Raw genomic sequence first — 14,212 nt, 5'->3', positions numbered from 1 at the left:
AGGGCGACTCGTGCCCGGTGTTCTCAAGCATTCGATGGGCCAGGATCCCCGTCGTGGAGCGGAACTCGGCGCTCTGCCCGGGCTGCTCTCGGTGCGGCAGTGTTTCGTTCGCATAGAAATCAGTTATGCGAAAGCGTAGCTTTTTCCCCTGCTGCGGTGCCCGCTTCGGGGGTGGGGCCGGAACTGGAGAAGAGGCGACGGCAGACCTCGGTGAACGCCCCGACCCGTTGGGACTCCTCTTCGCTGCGGCGCACGAGGGGCAGTGTGAGGCCCGGCAGGTCCTCCTCGAGTTCGACGGACCGGACCTGCGCGCCCCCGTAGGTGAGGTCGTGGCCCATGCGCTGGTTCAGGAGCGCGACGCCGAATCCGCGGCCGACGAGGCCGCGGACGGTCTCGAAACCCTGGATGCGGTAGCGCACCTCGGGTGTGAGACCCAGGGAGCGGTAGAGATTCAGGTAGTAGTGGGCGGTGTGCGGCAGGTCGAGCAGCACGAGCGGGTCGCCGGCGAACTTCGTGAGGCTGACCGGGGCCTCCGATCCGGCGAGCGGGTGCTCCGGCGCCACGATCATGTGCGGGGGGATGACCTCGAGGGCTTCGGTGTGGTGCCCCTCGAACGGAGCCATGTCGTACGCGATCGCGACATCGATCTCCCGGTTGTCGAGCAGTTCGACGAGCCGGTCGTGGTCGGCCTCGAACAGTTGCACCGCGATGCTCGGGTGGCGCCGGGCGAAGGCCTGGAGCAGCGCCGGAGCGCGGAACGGAGCCAGCGGAAGGTACATGCCGACGCGCAGGGTGCCGCTGAGCGCGCGCGAGAAGCTCCCCGTCCGCTCCAGCACCCCCTCCGCGTGCGACAGCAGGCCTTCGGCGTCGAGGTGGAACTGCCGGCCGGCCGGGGTCAGCCGGATCCCCCTGCGCGGCACGCGCTCGAAGAGCTGCACGTCGAGATCGCGCTCGAGCTGGTTGATCGCCGACGAGAGCGCGGGCTGCGAGACGTGCAGGCGGCGGGCGGCCTCGGTCATGCTGCCCGCGCGGGCCGCCTCGCTGAAGTACCGCAGCTGGGTCAGCGTGAATCGTGGATCCGACATCGCCTGCTCTCCTTCGCACCGCGCCTTCGCCGGAGCGCGCTCAGGGCCGAGCCGTCGTGCGCTCCGCCGCGACGTACTCGGCGAGGTGCTGCCCGGTGAGCGTCGCACCGGCGTCGACCAGCTCGCGAGGGGTGCCCTCGAAGGCGATCGTGCCGCCCTGCGCACCGGCGCCCGGCCCGATGTCGATGATCCAGTCGGCGTGCGCCATCACGGCCTGGTGGTGCTCGATCACGATCACGCTCCTGCCGGCGTCGACCAGCCGGTCGAGCACCCCGAGCAGCTGCTCCACGTCGGCCAGGTGCAGGCCGGTCGTGGGCTCGTCGAGCACGTAGACGTCGGCGTCCTCGATCATGTGGATGGCCAGCTTGAGACGCTGGCGCTCGCCGCCCGAGAGCGTGGAGAGCGCCTGCCCGAGCTTGATGTAGCCGATGCCCACGTCGACGAGGCGCTCGAGGATCTTCACCGCCTTCGGGATCTTCGACTCGGGCGCCGAGAAGAACTCGAGCGCCTCCGACATCGACAGGTCGAGCACCTCGGCGATGCTCCTGCCCCCGAGCGTGTACTCGAGCACGGCGGCGTCGAATCGCTTGCCCTCGCACACCTGGCACACGCTCTCCATGGTGGCCATCATGCCCAGGTCGGTGTAGATGATGCCGGCGCCCTTGCACTCCGGGCACGCGCCCTCCGAGTTCGCGCTGAACAGCGCGGGCTTCACGCCGTTGGCCTTCGCGAAGGCCGTGCGCACCGGGTCGAGCAGTCCGGTGTAGGTGGCGGGGTTGGATCGGCGCGATCCCTTGATCGCGCCCTGGTCCACCGCGACGACGCCCTCGCGCTTCGAGACGTAGCCGTGGATCAGCGAGCTCTTGCCCGAGCCCGCCACGCCGGTGATCGCGCACAGCACGCCGAGCGGCACGTCGACGTCGACGCCGCGCAGGTTGTGCAGATCCGCGCCCCGCACCTCGATGGCCCCCGTGGCGCTGCGCACGGAGTCCTTGAGCCGGGCGCGATCGTCGAGGTGCCTGCCCGTGAGGGTGCCCGAGGCGCGCAGCCCCGCCACGGTGCCCTCGAAGCAGATCTCGCCCCCGTCCGAGCCCGCTCGCGGCCCGAGGTCGACCACGTGGTCGGCGATCGCGATCATCTCGGGCTTGTGCTCGACCACCAGCACCGTGTTGCCCTTGTCGCGCAGTCGGAGCAGCAGCTGGTTCATGCGCTGGATGTCGTGGGGGTGCAGCCCGATCGAGGGCTCGTCGAACACGTAGGTCGCGTCGGTGATGGCGGATCCGAGGTGCCGGATCATCTTGGTGCGCTGCGACTCGCCGCCCGAGAGCGTGCCAGTCGGCCGGTCGAGCGAGAGGTAGCCGAGGCCGATCTGCACGAACGAGTCGAGCGTGTCGACGAGCTTCCCGATGAGCGGCGCCATGCCCGGATCCTCGATGCCGCGCACCCACTCGGCGAGGTCGGTGATCTGCATGGCGCAGACGTCGGCGATGGAGCGGCCGTCGATCTTGGAGGATCGCGCCGTCTCGTTGAGCCGCGTGCCGCCGCAGTCGGAGCAGGAGTGGAAGACGATCGCGCGATCCACGAAGGCGCGGATGTGGGGCTGCATGGCCTCGCGATCCTTCGACAGGATGGACTTCTGGATGCGCGGGATCAGCCCCTCGTAGGTGAGGTTGGTGCCCTCGATCTTGATCTTCGTCGGTTCCTTGTACAGCAGGTCGTCGAGTTGCTGCTCGGTGAAGTCCCGGATCGGCGTGTCCATCGGCAGCAGCGCCGAGAACAGGCGCCCGTACCAGCCGTCCATGCTGTAGCCGGGCACCTTCAGCGCGCCCCCGCTCAGCGTCTGCTCGGCTTCGTAGAGCTCCCCGAGATCGAAGTCGCTCACGCTGCCGCGGCCCTCGCACTTCGGGCACATGCCGCCCAGGATCTCGAAGCTGCGGCGCTCCTTGACCTGCTTGCCGCCCTTCTCGATCGTCACGGCTCCGGCGCCGCTGATCGACGCGATGTTGAAGGAGAAGGCGTTGGGCGAACCGATGCGCGGCTGCCCGAGCCGGGAGAAGACGATCCGCAGCATCGCGTTGACGTCGGTCGCCGTGCCCACGGTGGAGCGCGGGTTGGCGCCCATGCGCTCCTGGTCGACGATGATGGCGGTCGTCAGCCCCTCCAGCACGTCGACGTCGGGCCGCGACTGCGACGGCATGAAGCCCTGCACGAACGCGCTGTAGGTCTCGTTGATGAGGCGCTGCGACTCCGCGGCGATGGTGCTGAACACGAGCGAGCTCTTGCCCGAGCCCGAGACCCCCGTGAACGCGGTGAGCCGGCGCTTCGGCAGGTCGACGCTGATGTCCTTGAGGTTGTGCTCGCGGGCGCCCTGCACCCGGATGCGGTCGTGACGGTCGGCGGGGTGTGCGGCGGCGTCGGCGGCGTGTGCGTCGGTCATGGAGCCAGGGTAGCGCGGGCCGCGGACACCGGGCTTCCTCATTCCTGATCGCCGCCGCCGAGGTGCGACGGCGCCAGGCGGTAGAGCACCTCCGGCCGGCCCCGCCTGCCGTAGCGGTGCGCGAGATCGATGGCGCCCTCCGAGACGAGGTAGTCGAGATACCTCCGGGCGGTCGCCCGAGAGATCTCGCATCGCTCCGAGAGCTCGGCGGCGGAGACGGGCGAGACCGGGTCGAGGGCCTCGACGACCCGCGCGAGCGTCACCTCGGAGAGGCCCTTCGGCAGCCGCGCGCGAGGCCGTGCGGAGGCGGCTGCGGCCGTCGCCGGAGCCGGAGCGGCGCCGGCCGGGCGCGACGGTCCGCTCGCGGCGGATCCCGGGATGCGGATCCGGCCCGTGGAGAGCAGCCGGTCGATCTCGCCCTGGGCGAGGGGGCGATCCCGCTCGTTCCGCTCCCGCGCCCGGCGCTCGGCCCGGTAGACGCGGAGGCGCTCGCGCAGCGCCTCCTGCGTGAACGGCTTCACGAGGTATCCCACGACGTGGGCCGCGAGGGCCTGCCGCACCGTCACCTGGTCCCGGGAGGAGCTGATGACGAGCACGTCGGGGGAGCGGGCGCCGAGGGTGCGCAGGCGGTGGAGGACCTCGACGCCGCTGATATCGGGGAGCCGCATGTCGAGCAGGATCAGGTCGACGCCTCCGCGGTGGCCCCGCAGCACGGCGGCCTCCCCGGTACCGGCCGTGCCGACGAGGGAGAAGCCGGGTGCGCCCGAGACGAAGCGGCCGTGGAGCGCGCGGGCCCCCGGGTCGTCGTCGACGACGAGCACGCGGATCGGCTCATCGCTCACCGTGCGACCGCCATCTCGAACGCGAAGCGAGCCCCGCCCAGCTCGGATCCCCCGAGCTCGATCGTGCCGCCGCGGGCGGTCACCGCGCGGCGCACGAGATCGAGCCCGAGCCCCCGGCCGGTGCCCGTCGGATCGGGCTTCGAGGAGTAGCCGGACGCGAAGATCCGCTCGGCCTCCCGCGGATCGATGCCGGGCCCGTCGTCCTCCACGGCGCCCCGCAGCCGCGATCCCTCCTGCCGCAGCGCGCACCGCACCAGGCCCGAGCCGGCCTCGCCGGCATTGCGGCAGAGATTGGAGACCACGAGCAGCACCTCCTCGTCGATCTCGTCCGTCACGTCGATCACGGTCTCGAGTCGCGCGCCGAGGGCGCCGAGCTCGGCCCGCAGCGCCTCCACCGTGGCCCGCAGCAGCGGCTGCCCCTCCAGCGTCTCGTCCGGCTCGCCGGTGAGCACGGGGGCCACGCCGTCGATGTACGCGAGCGCCTCCCGGGTGTCGCCGTGCGAGACGAGGCCGTGGATCACGTGCAGCCGGGTGCTGAACTCGTGCGACTGCTCGCGCAGCGCCGAGGCGGTGCGCCGCAGCCGCTCGTGCTCCCGGGACGCCTCGTCGAGCCGGCGGAAGCGCCGCTCGAAGGCGGTCGCGAGCAGCGAGCTCGAGAGGGTCCCCAGCAGGAGCGCGCCGAGCGCCCACGGCAGCAGCTGCGCCAGCGCCTCGTCGTGCTCGGCCGAGATGTGCGACTCGAGGATGCCGACGGAGAGGGTGCCGATCACCCCGCCGTCCGCGTCGCGCACGGGCACCTTGGCCCGCAGCGTCGGGCCGAGCGTGCCGATCTCCGTGCCGAGGAACTCCTCCCCGGCCAGCACCGCCGCGTTGTCGGTGGACACCGGCCTCCCGCGCTCCGACGCCGTGGGGTGGGTGATCCGGAGCCCTGCCGCGTCCGTGATGACCACGAAGTCCACGCCGGCCGCGTGCTCGACGACCTCTGCGAGCGGCTGCAGCTCGGCCGTCGACCGCTCGCGCCCGGCACCGGTGCCGTCGTCCTCGGCGCGCTGCAGCGCCTCGCGGACCTGACTCAGCCGCGCCAGCGTCGTCGCGACCTCCTGCACCCGTTCGCCGGTCGCGGTGCGGATGCTGCGCTCCTGCACGGCGACGGCGATCGCCGCGGTGAGCCCGACGCAGACGAGCACGATGAGGCTCGGGAGCAGCAGGATCGCCAGGCGCATCGCGAGCGGCCTGGTCCGAATCGACACCGATCCACCTCCTCGTGGGCCCGCCGCCGAGCTGTGAGCATCAAAGAGCACAAATGCGTGCGAGCGGGCCGTTCGCCGTCCCTGTTGTCATTCTAGTAACCGCGTTCAGATGACAACGGAGTCGCACGGAGGAGTGAGCAATGAGGGCAGCATCGGTGGAGTCCGCTCAGGAGCCGCCTCCTCCCCGCAACCGGGCCGGGAGAACGGCGGCGCGCGTGATCGGCGGCCTCGTGGCCGCGGCCGCGATCGGCATCGCGTCGTACGGCTCGGTCAGCTCCGCGGCCCTCGGATCCGACATCCGCAACTCGATGACCGTCATCGCCCCCGCCGCGGCCGGCGGCGGCTGGGACGGCGTGGCGCGCGAGATGCAGCAGGCCATGAAGGCGAACGGCATCGTCAACAACGTGCAGGTGGTCAACATGCCCGGCGCCGGCGGCACGATCGCGCTCGGCAACGTCTCGGTGCTCTCCGGGCAGCCGAACAACCTGCTCGTGGGCGGCACCGGGCTGCTCGCGGCGACCATCCAGTTCGACTCCGCGGCCACCCTCGACGACGTCACGCCCCTGGCGACCGTCGTCGAGGAGTACGACGTCATCGTCGTCCCCGCGGATTCGCCCTACGGCACCCTCGACGACCTGGTCGAGGCCTGGCGCGCCGACCCGAAGGCGCTGCCCTGGTCGGGAGGCGGATCCTTCGACCAGCTCGTCGTCACCGACCTCGCGCTCGCCGCGGGCGTCGACCCGGTCGACGTCACCTACATCCCATCCGACGGCGGCGGCGAGGCGATCCAGGCGATGCTCAACGGCACGGTGGCGGCCGCGGCCGGAGGCTACCCCGACAACATCGACCAGATCGAGTCGGGCCGGCTGCGGGCGCTCGCGCTCGTCGCACCCGAGCCGGTCGAGGGGATCGACATCCCGACGGCCCGGGAGCAGGGCTTCGACATCACCCTGACCAACTGGCGCTCCCTCTCGGCCCCCTCCGGGCTCGACGAGGAGGACGCCGACGCTCTGGTCGAGCTGGTGCTCGAGACGCTCGCCACCCCCGAGTGGGAGGACGCGATGCGCCGCTACCACTGGACCGAGAAGGTGATCACCGGCGAGGAGCTCGACGCCTTCCTCGCCGACGAGCACGACCGCATCGCGCAGCTGTACGAGGAGATGGGCCAATGACGCCGTCGAACAATCCCACCGCCGTCTCGGCGGTCGTGGGCGAGGAACTCGAGATCGGCCGGGCGAACCCCGGCGCCGCACTCGTGAAGCATCTCATCATGCCGGCGCTGCTCGTCGCGTTCGCCGGCTATCTGCTGCTCGGCATCGCGACCATGCGCGTGCCCGAGGGCGTCGTCTTCCCGGGGCCACGGTTCTTCCCCGCGGTCATCGCCGCCGGGCTCCTGCTGTTCGCGGTGCTGCTGATCGTGCGAGCGCTGCGGGACCGTGCGGAGGCCCGCGCGCGAGCGGGCCAGCCGACCGAGGAGATCGAACTTCTCGCCGACGAGGAGATCGAGGCCGCCCCGGTGCGCGCGGTCAAGCGCGTCGGGGTGGACTGGGGCTCGCTCGCCTGGATCGTCGGATCGTTCATCGGCTTCGCGCTGCTGCTGCCCGTGCTCGGGTGGATCGTGGCGGCGATGCTGCTCTTCTGGTGCGTGGCGCGCGCGTTCGGGTCGAAGCGGGTGGTCTACAACCTCTTCGTGGGCCTGACCGCGAGCTCGATCGCCTACATCGTGTTCGACATGCTGCTCGGCCTGACGCTGCCGTCGGGCGTGCTCGGATGGGGGTTCTGACATGGATACGCTGCAACTGCTCGCGGAGGGATTCGCGGGAGCGCTCACCTGGCAGAACCTGCTCTGGGTGGTCATCGGGTGCCTGCTCGGCACCGCCGTCGGCGTGATGCCGGGGCTCGGATCGTCGATGGCGGTCGCGCTGCTGCTGCCGGTCACCTTCGCGCTCGAGCCCACGGCCGCGTTCATCATGTTCTCCGGCGTGTACTTCGGAGGCCTCTTCGGCGACTCCACGATGAGCATCCTCATGAACATGCCGGGCCAGGCGTCGGCCATCGCATCGACGTTCGAGGGCCACAAGATGGCGCTCGACGGCCGCGCCGCCCAGGCGCTCGCCACCGCGGCCATCGGCGCGTTCACGGGCGGCTTCATCGCCTCGATCGTGGTGGTCTTCATGGCACCGGCCCTCGCCGACTTCTCCACCCAGTTCGGGCCGGCGGAGTTCTTCGCGCTCGCGCTCTTCGCCTTCGTCGCCACCTCGTCGGTGGTCACCGACAACCCCGTGAAGGGTCTCGCATCGCTGTTCATCGGGCTCGGGATCGCCGTCATCGGCGTCGACGGGATCTCGGGCGCACCCCGGTTCACGCTCGACTCGCCGAACCTCTTCGACGGCGTCTCGCTCGTCACCGTCACGGTCGCGATCCTCGCACTCGGCGAGGTCATCTACGTGGCCTGCCTCGACCGGCACATCGGCGGCGGCAGGCTGATCCGCCCGAAGGGCCGCCCCTGGCTCTCGGGCCGCGAGTTCCGCGAGGCGCTGCCGGCCTGGCTGCGCGGCACCGCGATCGGCATGCCCTTCGGCGTCGTGCCGGCCGGCGGATCGGAGATCCCGACCTTCCTGGCCTTCGGCCTCGAGAAGCGGCTCGATGCGCGCCGCAAGCACCCGCAGTTCGGCAGGGGCGCGATCCGCGGCCTGGCCGCGCCCGAGGCCGCGGGCAACTCGACCACGGGCATGGCGATGGGCGCGCTCCTCGCGCTCGGCCTGCCGATCTCGGCCACCGCCGCGATCATGCTCGCCGCCTTCCGCCAGTACGGCCTGCAGCCCGGACCGCTGCTCTTCGAGCGCTCCTCCGACCTCGTGTGGGCCCTGCTGGCGAGCTTCTTCATCGCGATGATCGTGCTGCTCATCCTCAACCTGCCCTTCGCGATGGTGTGGGCGAAGCTGCTGCTGATCCCGCGGCCCTATCTGTACGCGGGGATCACCATGGTCTGCGCCCTCGGCATCTACGCGACCTCCGGCAAGACCTTCGACCTGCTGCTCCTGCTCGCCATCGGGCTCGTCGGATTCGTGATGCGCGCCGTCGACTACCCGCTCGCGCCCCTCATCATCGGCATGGTGCTCGGCCCGCTCGCGGAGACGAGCCTGCGCGACGCCGCGATGAGCGCGAACGGCGACTTCTCGGTGCTCGTGCAGGGGCCGATCCCGATCACCCTCTACGCCCTGCTGCTGCTCGTCGTGGCGTTCGCGGTGCGCGGCAAGATCGTCGAGCGCAGGAAGGCCCGCGTCGCAGCACGCGTCTGACTCCCACGGCCGGCTCCGCCGAGGTTCTGATCTTGCGTGACAATACTTGCTACGCAAGATAACCTGGGCCTGTGGACACGCAGAGCGAGAAGATCGCGACCAACCTCCGCAAGGGGGTGCTCGAGTACTGCGTGCTCGCGCTGCTCTCCCAGCGCGATATGTACGGCCTCGAACTCGCGAACGAACTCATGGAGCGCGCCCTCAGCGCGAGCGAGGGCAGCCTTTACCCGCTGCTCGCCCGCATGCGGGAGTCCGGCACCGTCGACACTCGCTGGGAGGGCGCCGGTGACTCCGGGGGATCGCGGCCCCGCCGCTACTACGCGATCACCGAGTACGGGCGGGCGCAGCTCGAGCGGTTCGCCGCGGTGTGGGGATCCCTCGCCCACGAGGTCGAGGCGCTCATCGAAACCGCAGCCGACGAGCAGGAGAAGAGATGACCACCGAACACCGCGACACGCGGATCACTGCGTACCTGCGGCAGCTCGAGACCCGGCTGGAGCAGGTGCCCGCCGGGCCGCGCACGGCGATCCTGGAGGACGTCAGCGCGCACCTCGACGACGCGCTCGAGGCGGGCCGGAGCGCCGATGAGGCTCTGGCCGCGCTCGGACCCGTCGAGCAGGTGGCGGAGCAGTTCCGCACCGAGCTCGACCTCGTCGCACCGGTCCCGCCGGATCGTGCGGGCTCGGCGGCATCGGATCGCACCGGCCCGGCCGCGCAGGATCGCGCCCGCGCGAACCGGGCCTTCGTGCTGCTGGGGTGGACCTCCGTCATCGTCGCGCTCCTGACCTCGTACGCGATCGCGATGCTCGCTCCGGTAGCCGATCCGTGGAGCGGGGGACCCGCCGACGGCGCGGTCGCCGGCACGGCTGTGCTCTGCGGCGCGGCCGTGATCCTGAGCCTGCTCCCGCTTCTCGTGCCGAGGCGCACGCGGCTCATCGCGGCGGTCACCGTCACGGTCGTGATGACGGCGCTGGCGGCGCTGGCGGGGGAGGGCCGCGGGCTCTTCCTCGTGCCGCTCGTCGTGACGATGTGGGCGGCGACGGTGGTGCCCTGGCGCGTGGAGCACGGCCTCGACCTCGTGCGCGCCCCGCTGTGGCGCATCTTCGCCGGGGTGCTCATCGCACTGCCCGCGCTGCTCGCCGTAGCCGGCGTCATGAGCGGCTCCGTCGCGCTCGGCTGGCCGGCCGCCGCCGCGATCGCGCTGTTCCTGCTGCTCGCCGTGCTGTTCGCATGCGGGCTCCGCTGGGCCTACTCCGCGACCGCCGCGGCGGGCCTCGCCTTGCTCGTGCTCGCCCTGGTCGACGCGGGCATGCTGTTCCTGGCCGCGTGGTGGGCGGGCGGCATGCTGCTCGTCGTGGGGAGCACGGGGATCGCCGCGAGCACGATTCGGAGAGGCCGGGGCGCCGAGACCGGTGCCGGGGGTTCCGGCGGCGCGGACGCCGCGGGCGAGGGAGCAGAGCATACGGGTGTCGGCGGCGCGGGGCGCGGGGTCGGCGCCGGGGAGGGCTCCCGATGATGCGTCCGTTCGCCGCCCGCGCCCGCCGCTGCGCGGCCGCGGGCCTGGCAGCCGGGATCGTCCTGGGCCTCGGGGCGTGCGCTCCTCAGCCCCCGAGCACCACCTACGTCGATGCCGACGGGGAGTACGTGACCCTCGACTGGGGCGGGTTCCCCGCCTACGCGTTCACCGACGTCGAGGCGGTGCTCGCCGGCCCGGTGGTCGAGGACGTGCCCCGGCGTGAGGTGCAACTCATCGGCAGCATCCGGTCCATGCTCGAGGCCGAGTACGGCGTGGCCCCCTGGGAGCTGCGGACGGGTGACGGCGAGACGGTCGAGATCCGGGATCCCGCAGCCGAGCATCGCAGCACCGCCGGCGACCCGAACGAGTGGATGCCCGAGACCGCGAACGGCTACGGCGGGGAGTCGATGCTCCGGCTCTACAATTCTCCCGTCTGGCGGGGAGAGGCCACGATCCCGCGATCCGACTGGCCCGGGCTGCTCGACCGCGTCGCCGAGATCGCCGAGGCCGCGGGGCTCGAGGCCGGGCCCGAGGACGCGTGGGAGGGGAGCGCGACGATCACCGGGCGCACCTTTCTGCGGGGCAGCGAGTTCCTCGACGTCTCGGTCACCGACGCCCGCCTCGACGCCGATGCGCTCGCCGAGGCCGAGGAATACGGCTGGCTCATCTCCGGAGTCGAGATCGGCTACGGCATCGCCACGGTGCGCGCCGCGGAGCGCGACGAATTCGAACGCCGGGCCGCGCCCTTCATCGGACGCGACTGGCCCGCCACCACCGAGTACTTCGACTGAGGTCGGCGCGGCGTGCACGTCGAGCGCGGAAACGCGCGCCTCGCCGTGCACGTCCGACGCCCGCCCATCGCTACGCTGGGGGCATGAGGGAGGAACCCGGGCACGTGCGGCCGCTGCACCTGACCGCGGCGCTGATCGTCTGCCTGGCGGCTCCCGCCTTCTTCGTGCTCGAGCAGCCGGTGCTCGGTTTCGAGCTGCTCATCGCGGGCCTCATCCTCGCGTGGGGCGCCGAGCACAGCGGGGGCCGGGAGATCCCCCGCACCCCCTCGCTGCTGCGCGACCTGTCCCTCATCGCGATCGGCCTGGCGATCGTGCGCTCGATCCCGCTCGCCGCCCATCTCGACAACTGGTCGATGATCGCCTTCACGCTCGCGCTGGGCGGAGCGGTCGCGGTGCCCTACCTCGTGTCGCGCTTCCTCTACCGCGACCGGGCCACGGCCTTCCCGTGGTTCGGATCCGGCCGCTGGGGACGACTGCACTGGGGCTGGCTGATCGCGGTGCTCGTGCTGGGCTGGCTGATCCTGCCCTGGTACTTCATCTCATCGGGGGTGTACCGCAACTGGCCCGTCGTCGACAGCCCCGACCTCATCGCGCGGCTGTTCGTCGGCGTCGGCGCCGTCGGGATCTGGGACGAGCTCTTCTTCATCTGCACCGTCTTCACCGTGCTGCTGCGGCACTTCCCGCCCTGGGCGGCGAACGCGCTGCAGACGATCGTGTTCGTCTCGTTCCTGTGGGAGCTCGGCTACCGCTCCTGGGGGCCGCTGCTCACGATCCCGTTCGCCCTGATGCAGGGGTACATCTACCTGCGCACCCACTCGCTGGCCTACGTGGTGACGGTGCACCTGCTGTTCGACGCGGTGGTGTTCGCGGTATTGGTCCACGCCCACAACCCCCACTTGTTCGACATCTTCATCACGGTGCCGTAGGGCGCGGGCGGCGGGATTCGGTGCGCGTCCCATGCCTCCGCTCGAGCGGACAGGTCGGGGCGGGGCCGAGTCGGCCCCTACCCCGCGATGATGGCGGCGAGGCGGCGCACGGCGAACTCGTAGCCCTGCACGCCGCAGCCCACGACCACGCAGTCCGCGATGTCCGAGATGTAGGAGTGGTGGCGGAAGGCCTCGCGCGCGTGCACGTTGGAGATGTGCACCTCGGCGACCGGCAGCGCGACGCCCGTGAGCGCGTCGCGCAGCGCGATCGAGGTGTGCGTGAAGGCGCCCGGGTTGATGACGATGGCGGCGCAGTCCTCGCGCGCGGCGTGGATCGCGTCGATCAGCGCGCCCTCGTGGTTGCTCTGCACGGCGCGCACGTCGAGGCCGAAGTCTCCCGCCACACGCGCGACGAGCGCCTCGACGTCGGCGAGCGTGTCGTCGCCGTAGATCTCGGGTTCGCGCGTGCCCAGCAGGTTGAGATTGGGGCCGTTCACCAGCAGGATCCGTCTGGTCATGGTGCGTTCCCTCCGCGTCGAAACCGTACCCCCATGCTACTGGGCGCCGATCGCGCGGAGTCCCGAACGGCTGCTTCCCGTCTCCCGGAGGAGCCGTTCGGGAATGCGGGTTCCGGTTGAGGGGAGCAGGAGGAGGACGGCGCGGCGCGGTTGCGATCGGAGGATGACGGGGCGAGGGGACGGAGGGGCCCGGCCGGGGAGAAGCGACGCGGGATCGGCTACCGTAGACGGGTGACCGAGCAGCAGCCCCTCCCGCACAAGAGCTTCGACCCCAGCACCTTCCGCGACAAGCCGGTGTCGTTCGTGCGCCGCAGCGGCCGCATGACCCCCTCGCAGGAGCGCGCCTGGGAAGCGCATCACGCCGACTACGTGCTCGACATCCCGCACGGCCGCGCCGCGACGAGCGTCGCCGACGGCGTCGTCGGCGACCCGGAGCGCGTCTTCGGCCGCACCGCCCCGCTCGTGGTCGAGGTGGGCACCGGGCAGGGGCACGCGATCCTGCACGCGGCCGAGATGCACCCCGAGACGAACTTCCTCGGTGTCGAGGTGTTCCGCGCCGGGCTCGCGCGCACCATCATCCGGGCCGAGCTCGCGGGCCTCGAGAACCTGCGGCTCGCCGAGGTGAACGCCCCCGAGCTGCTCGAGAAGTACCTGCCGGCGGGGTCGGTCGACGAGGTCTGGGTGTTCTTCCCCGACCCGTGGGCGAAGGCCCGCCATCACAAGCGCCGCCTCGTCAGCGCCGATTTCGCGCGCATCGCCGCGCTCGCGCTGCGTCCCGGCGGCGTGCTGCGCCTCGCCACCGACTGGGAGGACTACGCCGAGCAGATGCGTGAGGTGCTCGACGCCGCACCGGCGTTCGAGCGCGACTTCACGGGGGAGTGGGCCGAGCGCTTCGAGGGGCGCGTGCTCACCGCCTTCGAGAAGAAGGGCGCCGACAAGGGGCGCGCGATCCGGGATCTCGCCTACCGGCGAGTGTGACGGCCGGGCGCCGTCGCCGCTGAACCCGGCTCGGCCGCGAACGGGTCGCCGGGGAGCCCCGGACGGCGCGGCCAGGAGTACGGTGGGAGCATGAGCGAGGATCCCGCGGCCACCGACCAGGGCGCTGAGGCGGCGCGGGCCGGCCACAGCTCGTCGGTCGCACCACCCGCGGCGGTGGAGCGGTGGGAGCTGTCCGGCGGCGCCGTGCGCGTCGCACGCGTCGGCGACGCCGCGGCCACGGTCGAGCTGCTGCGCTGCGACGGCGGCGAGGTGGTGGAGATGCTCGTGTTGAACGACCCCCGCGAGGTGCGGTGGGCGCGGGTGCGGCTGGCGGCGCAGGGCTGACCCGGGCCGGGATCGCGCGGCGGAGGATCGTGCGGCGCCGACGGGATCGCGGGATCGCGTGCGGCGCGGGGAACGACGACGGAGGGAACGAGGATGGACGGATCACGGACGGACTGGGCCGCCGGACTGGGGCTCGCGGCGCCGGTGGCGTGCGCGCCGCTGGGCGGGGTGGCCGGCGGGGCGCTCGCGAGCGGGGTGTCGCGCGCCGGCGCGCTCGGCACG

The 14,212-nt window shown here is 71.8% G+C and carries 14 protein-coding genes; 9 read left to right on the top strand and 5 right to left on the bottom strand.

Annotated elements, in window-relative coordinates; translation table 11 throughout:
• Positions 1 to 119: 119 nt before the first annotated feature.
• Genes ACWKZU_RS04435 through ACWKZU_RS04420 form a run of 4 tightly spaced genes read right to left on the bottom strand, consistent with a single transcriptional unit; the run spans position 120 to position 5,614 of the window.
• A complete protein-coding gene (locus tag ACWKZU_RS04435) occupies positions 120 to 1,085 on the bottom strand; it encodes a LysR substrate-binding domain-containing protein (RefSeq protein WP_449281188.1) in 966 nt (321 codons plus the stop codon).
• 40 nt (positions 1,086 to 1,125) lie between these two features.
• The gene (locus ACWKZU_RS04430; protein WP_449281187.1) at positions 1,126 to 3,522 is read right to left on the bottom strand and encodes an ATP-binding cassette domain-containing protein; all 2,397 of its coding nucleotides are present in this window, start codon (positions 3,520 to 3,522) and stop codon (positions 1,126 to 1,128) included.
• A gap of 38 nt (positions 3,523 to 3,560) precedes the next feature.
• Entirely contained in the window at positions 3,561 to 4,364 is an 804-nt protein-coding gene (locus ACWKZU_RS04425; protein ID WP_449281186.1) for a response regulator transcription factor, read from the bottom strand.
• Positions 4,361 to 5,614, bottom strand: a complete 1,254-nt coding sequence (locus ACWKZU_RS04420) for an ATP-binding protein (protein ID WP_449281185.1) — start codon at positions 5,612 to 5,614, stop codon at positions 4,361 to 4,363. The genes ACWKZU_RS04425 and ACWKZU_RS04420 overlap by 4 nt, the downstream gene beginning before the upstream one ends.
• A 140-nt stretch (positions 5,615 to 5,754) precedes the next feature.
• Between ACWKZU_RS04420 and ACWKZU_RS04415 the strand changes: the two genes are divergently transcribed.
• The 7 genes from ACWKZU_RS04415 to ACWKZU_RS04385 all read left to right on the top strand — a co-directional run bounded on the left by ACWKZU_RS04415 (position 5,755) and on the right by ACWKZU_RS04385 (position 12,149).
• Positions 5,755 to 6,786 carry a tripartite tricarboxylate transporter substrate binding protein gene (locus ACWKZU_RS04415; protein ID WP_449281184.1) on the top strand — a complete coding sequence of 344 codons (1,032 nt, stop codon included), beginning with the start codon at positions 5,755 to 5,757 and terminating at the stop codon, positions 6,784 to 6,786.
• Positions 6,783 to 7,397 (top strand): tripartite tricarboxylate transporter TctB family protein, encoded by a 615-nt coding sequence (locus ACWKZU_RS04410; protein WP_449281183.1) that lies wholly within the window; start codon positions 6,783 to 6,785, stop codon positions 7,395 to 7,397. The genes ACWKZU_RS04415 and ACWKZU_RS04410 overlap by 4 nt, the downstream gene beginning before the upstream one ends.
• Before the next feature lies 1 nt (position 7,398).
• Positions 7,399 to 8,916: a tripartite tricarboxylate transporter permease gene (locus ACWKZU_RS04405; RefSeq protein ID WP_449281182.1), complete on the top strand. Its 1,518-nt coding sequence runs from the start codon at positions 7,399 to 7,401 to the stop codon at positions 8,914 to 8,916.
• A gap of 71 nt (positions 8,917 to 8,987) precedes the next feature.
• Positions 8,988 to 9,353 (top strand): PadR family transcriptional regulator, encoded by a 366-nt coding sequence (locus tag ACWKZU_RS04400; RefSeq protein WP_449281181.1) that lies wholly within the window; start codon positions 8,988 to 8,990, stop codon positions 9,351 to 9,353.
• Positions 9,350 to 10,432, top strand: coding sequence for a DUF1700 domain-containing protein (locus tag ACWKZU_RS04395; protein ID WP_449281180.1), 1,083 nt, complete (start codon positions 9,350 to 9,352; stop codon positions 10,430 to 10,432). Before ACWKZU_RS04400 ends, ACWKZU_RS04395 begins: the two co-directional genes overlap by 4 nt.
• Positions 10,429 to 11,223 carry a hypothetical protein gene (locus ACWKZU_RS04390; protein WP_449281179.1) on the top strand — a complete coding sequence of 265 codons (795 nt, stop codon included), beginning with the start codon at positions 10,429 to 10,431 and terminating at the stop codon, positions 11,221 to 11,223. Before ACWKZU_RS04395 ends, ACWKZU_RS04390 begins: the two co-directional genes overlap by 4 nt.
• Before the next feature lie 83 nt (positions 11,224 to 11,306).
• Positions 11,307 to 12,149: a CPBP family glutamic-type intramembrane protease gene (locus ACWKZU_RS04385; RefSeq protein WP_449281178.1), complete on the top strand. Its 843-nt coding sequence runs from the start codon at positions 11,307 to 11,309 to the stop codon at positions 12,147 to 12,149.
• Positions 12,150 to 12,226: 77 nt separating this feature from the next.
• Here the strand turns inward: ACWKZU_RS04385 and aroQ are convergent, their stop codons facing one another.
• Positions 12,227 to 12,667 carry a type II 3-dehydroquinate dehydratase gene (gene aroQ / locus ACWKZU_RS04380; protein WP_449281177.1) on the bottom strand — a complete coding sequence of 147 codons (441 nt, stop codon included), beginning with the start codon at positions 12,665 to 12,667 and terminating at the stop codon, positions 12,227 to 12,229.
• 231 nt (positions 12,668 to 12,898) lie between these two features.
• Here aroQ and trmB point away from each other — a divergent pair, with 231 nt between their 5' ends.
• On the top strand, positions 12,899 to 13,645 hold the full coding sequence (gene trmB, locus ACWKZU_RS04375; RefSeq protein WP_449281176.1) for a tRNA (guanosine(46)-N7)-methyltransferase TrmB: 747 nt from the start codon (positions 12,899 to 12,901) through the stop codon (positions 13,643 to 13,645).
• Positions 13,646 to 13,735: 90 nt separating this feature from the next.
• Entirely contained in the window at positions 13,736 to 13,990 is a 255-nt protein-coding gene (locus ACWKZU_RS04370) for a hypothetical protein (protein WP_449281175.1), read from the top strand.
• The last annotated feature ends 222 nt before the right edge of the window (positions 13,991 to 14,212 follow it).

It is taken from the genome of Leucobacter sp., assembly GCF_053528595.1.
This window is presented reverse-complemented; position numbering and strand designations above follow the sequence as displayed.